This is a genomic window from Sphingomonas sp. (assembly GCF_048594985.1).
Taxonomy (GTDB): Bacteria; Pseudomonadota; Alphaproteobacteria; order Sphingomonadales; family Sphingomonadaceae; genus Sphingomonas_I.
Window position 1 is genome coordinate 1 of the sequence record NZ_JBMDXG010000074.1, and the last position, 5,788, is coordinate 5,788.

6 protein-coding genes are annotated in these 5,788 nt (G+C 68.5%); all 6 read right to left on the reverse strand.

The window, feature by feature from the left end:
- Positions 1-719: phosphate ABC transporter ATP-binding protein (locus ACOJSF_RS02615; protein WP_420140674.1), on the reverse strand; the 719-nt coding region annotated here is incomplete at its 3' end.
- Positions 716-1,555 (reverse strand): phosphate ABC transporter permease PstA, encoded by an 840-nt coding sequence (gene pstA, locus ACOJSF_RS02620; RefSeq protein ID WP_420140675.1) that lies wholly within the window; start codon positions 1,553-1,555, stop codon positions 716-718. The genes ACOJSF_RS02615 and pstA, both read right to left, overlap by 4 nt.
- Positions 1,555-2,511, reverse strand: a complete 957-nt coding sequence (pstC, locus tag ACOJSF_RS02625; protein ID WP_420140676.1) for a phosphate ABC transporter permease subunit PstC — start codon at positions 2,509-2,511, stop codon at positions 1,555-1,557. Before pstC ends, pstA begins: the two co-directional genes overlap by 1 nt.
- Positions 2,508-3,548, reverse strand: a complete 1,041-nt coding sequence (pstS, locus tag ACOJSF_RS02630; RefSeq protein ID WP_420140677.1) for a phosphate ABC transporter substrate-binding protein PstS — start codon at positions 3,546-3,548, stop codon at positions 2,508-2,510. The genes pstC and pstS overlap by 4 nt, the downstream gene beginning before the upstream one ends.
- A gap of 102 nt (positions 3,549-3,650) precedes the next feature.
- Positions 3,651-4,775 carry a GGDEF domain-containing protein gene (locus ACOJSF_RS02635; protein WP_420140678.1) on the reverse strand — a complete coding sequence of 375 codons (1,125 nt, stop codon included), beginning with the start codon at positions 4,773-4,775 and terminating at the stop codon, positions 3,651-3,653.
- Between the two features lie 89 nt (positions 4,776-4,864).
- Positions 4,865-5,788, reverse strand: a 924-nt coding sequence (locus tag ACOJSF_RS02640; protein ID WP_420140679.1) for a dihydroxy-acid dehydratase, incomplete at its 5' end; no start/stop codon positions are given.

Here is a 5,788-nt window from a genome sequence, read left to right on the forward strand (position 1 = left end):
CCGGTGTGATCGGAAATACGGCTCGCCTGCTGCAGATTGTGGGTGACGATCACGATCGTCACGTCGCGCTTCAACTCGACCAATGTCTGTTCCAGCTTGGCGGTCGACACGGGATCGAGCGCCGAGGCGGGCTCGTCCAGCAACAGGATCTCCGGCTCGACCGCGATGCCGCGCGCGACGCACAGCCGCTGTTGCTGGCCGCCCGACAGGCCGAGCCCGGAGGTGGTCAGCTTGTCCTTGACCTCATCCCACAGGGCCGCGCGGCGAAGCGCGTTCTCGACCACCGCGTCCATCTCGGCGCGGCTCTTCCGGTGGTAGAGCCGCACGCCGAACGCGACATTGTCGTAGATCGACATGGGGAAGGGCGTCGGCTTCTGAAACACCATGCCGATGCGCGCGCGCAGCGCGGCGGGATCGCCCCCGGTCAGCATTTCCTCGCCATCGAGCAGGATCTGCCCCTCGGCGCGCTGGCCCGGATAGAGCGCGTAGATGCGGTTGAGCGTGCGCAGCAGGGTCGACTTGCCGCACCCCGACGGGCCGATCAAAGCGGTGATGGCGTTGCGCTCGATCGGGAGGTCGACGCCATGCAGCGCCTCGTTGGCGCCGTAGAAGAATTTGAGGCCCTGCACGTCGAGGACGAGCTCGCCCGCCGGGCGGGTCATGAACTGCTCCTCGCCCGCCGGATTGGCCGGGGTCGGCAGGGTGGCCGTGTCGGTCATGGACGATGCGTCTCCCGGGCGAGCAGGCGCCCGACGATGTTGATGAAGAGAACGGCCGCCGCGATCAGCAGCGCGCCCGCCCAGGCCAGCCGCTGCCAATCGTCATAGGCGGACAAAGCGAACTGGAAGATGGTCGTCGGCAGGCTGGCCATCGGCTGTGACGGATCGGCGGTGTAGAATTGGTTGCCGAGGCTCGTGAACAGGAGCGGCGCGGTCTCGCCCGAAATGCGCGCGAAGCCGAGCAGGCCGGCGGTGAGCAGGCCCGTGCGCGCGGCGCGCCAGATGATCTTGCGGATGACGAACGCGCGGCTGGCGCCCAGCGCCATCCCCGCCTCGCGCAGCGCGCCGGGCTGGAGGCTCAGAATGTCCTCGGTCGTGCGGACGACGATCGGCGTGGCGAGGAAGGCAAGGGCGACCGCGCCGGCATAGCCCGAAAAGCCCTCGAACGGCTCGACCAGCAACTGATAGACGAACAGGCCGACGAGGATCGACGGCGCGGAGATCAGCACGTCGTTGAGGAAGCGGACGACCTGACCCAGCTTCGTCCCCGCACCATATTCGGCGAGCCAGGTGCCGGCCAGAATGCCGACCACCAGCGCGATCAGCATCGCGATCCCGCACATGATGATCGATCCGACGATCGCGTTGCGCAGGCCGCCGGCGGAGCCCGGGGCGGGCTGGTCGGCGGTGAAGGTCATGGCGTCGATCCCGGCAATGCCCTTCGACACCAGCGCCCACAGGATCATGGCGAGGAAGGCGAGCGCGACCGCCGTCGCCGCGCCGCAAAGCCCGATGAACACGCGGTTGGCGACGCGGCGGCGCCCGGCGCGATCCATCACGCTTTCTCCCGCAGCAGCAGGCGCGCGACTGCGAGCACGGCGAAGGTGATCACGAACAGCAGGAAGCCGAGCGCGAGCAACGACGCGGCGTGCAGCTCGCCCGTCGCCTCGGCGAACTCGTTCGCGACGGTGGAGGCGATGGTCGACCCGCCGTCGAACAGCGAATTGGGGAAACGGTGGGCGTTGCCGATGATGAAGGTGACCGCCATCGTCTCGCCCAGCGCCCGGCCTAGGCCGAGCATCACCACCCCGATCATGCCGCGCCGGACATAGGGGATCACCACCGCGCGCACGACCTCGTACGGCGTGCAGCCGAGGCCGTAGGCCGCCTCGCGCACCTGCGCGGGCACGGTCAGGAACAGTTCGCGGAAGACCGCCGCCATGTAGGGCAGGATCATGATCGCGAGGATCAGGCTGGCGGTGAAGATGTTGGCGCCGTTGGGCGTACCGGAGAAGATGCGGTCGAGCAGGCTGCCCGGTTCGGAACCCAGCACGATCGGCAGCTGGATGTTGGCGGCGAACCACGGCGCCAGCACGAACAGTCCCCACATGCCGTAGACGATCGAGGGGATGCCCGCGAGCAGCTCCACCGCCACCGCGATCGGGCGCGCCAGCGGACGGGGACAGAATTCGACCAGGAAGACGGACACGCCGATCGCCAGCGGCAGCGCGATGATCAGCGCAAGGAAGGCGGTGATCAGCGTTCCCGCGATCGGTCCGGCCGCGCCATAGACCTCCGTCACCGGATTCCACGACGTGGAGGTGAGAAAGCCGAATCCGAACGCACGGAAGGCGGGGAGGCCGCCGAGAAACAGGCTCACGACCACGCCCGCCAAGCCGGCGAGAAGCAGGGTCACCGCCATGCCGCACGCGAACCGGAAGATCAGTTCGCCCGCGCGGTGTCCCGGCGGCGCGCCACGCGGCACGGGCGCGATATCGGCGGTCGCGCTCATCGTGCCGCCGGGGCGTAGACCGGCTTGCCGCCGGCAGTGATCACGCGCGCCCACTGCCGCTTGAGCAGGTTTTCGACCGGCGTCGGCACCGAGACGTAGTCGAGCGCCGCCGCCTGCGCATCGCCATGCGTATAGGCCCAGTCGAAGAATTTGAGCACCGATGCGCCGCGCGCCGCGTCGCGCTGATCGCGATGAACGAGGATGAAGGTCGCGCCGATGATCGGCCAGGCGATCGCGCCGGGCTGGTCGACCAGCACGAGATGGTTTCCCGGGCTGCGCCGCCAGTTGGCGCTTTCCGCCGCCGCCGCGAAGGTCCGCGCGTTCGGCGGCACGAACCGCCCGGCCTTGTTGCGCAGCAGAACCGATGCCGAGCCGTTCTGCTTGGCATAGGCATATTCGACATATCCGATGGCGCCGCCGGTCTGCTTGACGAAGGCGGAGACGCCGTCATTGCCCTTGCCGCCGATCCCGGTCGGCCATTGGACCGCGTCGTTGGCGCCGACCTGTTCCTGCCAGTCGCGGCTCTGGAGCGCGAGGTAGGAGGTGAAGAGGAAACTGGTGCCCGACCCGTCGGAGCGATGCACGACCGTGATCGGCAGGTTGGGCAGGCGCAGGCCCGGATTGACCGCCGCGATCTGCGGCGCGTTCCAGCGGCGGATCTTGCCGAGAAAGACGTCCGCCAGCAACGGGCCGGTCAGCTTGAGCTGGCCGGGGCGGAGGCCGGGCAGGTTGACGATCGGGACGATGCCGCCGATCACCGTGGGAAATTGATAGAGGCCGCGCTTGGCGAGTTCGCGCGGCTTGAGGGGCTTGTCGCTCGCGCCGAAATCGACGGTATTGGCGCTGATCTGCTTGATGCCGCCGCCCGAGCCGATCGCCTGATAGTTGAGCAGGATGCCGGTCTCGGCCTTATAGCGTTCGGCCCATTTGGCGTAGAGCGGGGCAGGGAAGCTCGCGCCCGCGCCGGCAATGTCCGCCGCCGACGCCACAGCGGCGAACGCGACGGCGCCAGCGCCCGCGACAAACTGCTTCCACATGTAAGAACCCCTGGGCGAGAGACGGCGCTGAACCGTCCCAGCGCCCTATGATCCTTCGATGACGCTTCTGTTACACCAGGATCGACGGGTTTTGGAGGGGCGTTACGCCACGAGCCGGTCGCGTCCGGCGGTCTTGGCGCGATACAAGGTCGCATCGGCGCGGGCGATCGCGGCGCCGAGCATCGTTTCACCCGGCGCGATGACGGAGGCACCCAGGCTGATGGTCCAGACCGGAAGGGCGTCGGACGTATGGATGGCCGCACGCAGTGCCTCGCTGAATTCGACCGCGCCGGCGAAGCGGCCGTCGGGCAGGATCGCGACGAACTCGTCGCCACCGATGCGGGCGACGTGCCCCCCCCGCGCGGCGGCCAGTCGCATCGCTTCGGCCGCCAGTACGCAGAGCACGGCGTCACCGGCGACATGGCCGTGCTGGTCGTTGATCTCCTTGAAGTGATCGATATCGATCGCGATGATACCGGTGCCGGCACGGGCGAGCCGGGGCTCCGCCGCGAGCAGGCCGCCCCTGTTCCACGCGCCGGTCAGAGGATCGCGCAACGCGGCGTCGCGCAAGGCCTGCTGCGCGCGCTCGCCGACCATCGCCAGCAGGCCGAGGCTGATGATCGCCACCAACATCGGATCGAGCAGCATCGGAATGCGCGTCAGGAAGTCGGTCTGCGGCGAGAGAACGAGGCCAGCGATCGCCACGCAATAGCCCGGCACGTAAGCGAGCAGGGCGAAGCCGGCGATGCGGCGACCGACGAGGTGTCGTTCGTCCTTCGCGCGCATCAGCACTGCCCAGCCAAGGATCGCCGTCGCGACGGCAAGGCCGACCGTATCCGCAATGCGGGTCGCGACCCAGCCGGGCGGGACGCCGGCCGCCGCGAGCACGCGCGGGCCGTCATGCATGAAAAGCGGGACGAGGACGACACCCGCCATCCAGGGCGGGAACGGGGCGTCGCCATCGAACGCCCGGATGCCCGAGACGAGCAGGGCGCTCGACAAGGACAGGCCGACATAGAGCGGCTGGGTCAGCCAGCTCTGCCCGACGAGCGGAACCGTCGCAAAGCCCGCGATCGTCAGCGCGTAGAGCGCCCACGCCGCCGCCCAATGCAGCATATGCCGGCCGGCACGGCGGTTGAGCCAAAGACAGAAAAATACGAGCGCATAGGCCGCGCTGGCAATGACCGTGCACAGCTGCAGCGTCGCGACGTCGATCGCGTTGAACATGTCGAAGAATGCCCCACCCCTGGGAGACCGTCTGGTAAGGCAACGCCGCTTAACAAAATGATAAGAAACGTAACTAACTGATTGCGGTCTTATTCGTCGGGCAGGACGCGCACGGCCCCCCGCGATGCATTCCCAGCCAGCAGGGCATAAGCCTGAAGCGCCTTCGACACCACGCGCTTGCGGCCGAACGGCTTCCACGCCTTCGGCCCCCGCGCCTCCATCGCCTCGCGGCGGGCGGCAAGGGTCGCGTCGTCGACCAGCAGGTTGATCGCGCGGTTGGGAATGTCGATCGCGATCAGGTCGTCATGCTCGACCAGCGCGATCAGCCCGCCTTCCGCCGCCTCGGGCGAGACGTGTCCGATCGACAGGCCCGAACTCCCGCCCGAGAAGCGTCCGTCCGTCAGAAGCGCGCAGCTCTTGGCCAGCCCCTTCGACTTCAGGTAGCTCGTCGGATAGAGCATTTCCTGCATGCCCGGGCCTCCCCGCGGCCCTTCGTAGCGGACGACGACCACGTCGCCCTCCTTGACCATTCCGCCCAGGATGCCGACCACCGCCGCATCCTGGCTTTCGAACACGCGCGCGGTGCCGGTGAAGGTCAGGATGCTGTCGTCGACGCTCGCCGTTTTCACGATGCAGCCCTCGGGCGCGAGATTGCCGAACAGCACCGCGAGCCCGCCATCCTGGCTGAAGGCGTGGGCGGCGGAGCGGATCACGCCGCGCTCGCGATCGACGTCGAGCTCGTCCCAGCGGCGCGACTGGCTGAAGGCGACCTGCGTCGGCACGCCGCCGGGGGCCGCGCGGAAGAATTCGCGCACGCTTTCGCTGTTGGTCCGCGCCACGTCCCACCGCCCCAACGCCTCGCCCATCGTGGTCGCGTGCACGGTCGGCTGTTCCACGTCGAGCAGGCCCGCGCGGTCGAGCTCGCCGAGGATGCCCATGATGCCCCCGGCGCGGTGTACGTCCTCGAGATGGACGTCGCCGATCGCAGGCGCGACCTTGCACAGGACGGGGAC

What these genes read in the sequence shown, in the direction of transcription:
- pstC (WP_420140676.1), bottom strand. Translation starts at nt 2,511, where the DNA reads ATGAGCGCGACCGCCGATATCGCGCCCGTGCCGCGTGGCGCGCCGCCG.
- pstA (WP_420140675.1), bottom strand. Translation starts at nt 1,555, where the DNA reads ATGGATCGCGCCGGGCGCCGCCGCGTCGCCAACCGCGTGTTCATCGGG.
- ACOJSF_RS02635 (WP_420140678.1), bottom strand. Translation starts at nt 4,775, where the DNA reads ATGTTCAACGCGATCGACGTCGCGACGCTGCAGCTGTGCACGGTCATT.
- pstS (WP_420140677.1), bottom strand. Translation starts at nt 3,548, where the DNA reads ATGTGGAAGCAGTTTGTCGCGGGCGCTGGCGCCGTCGCGTTCGCCGCT.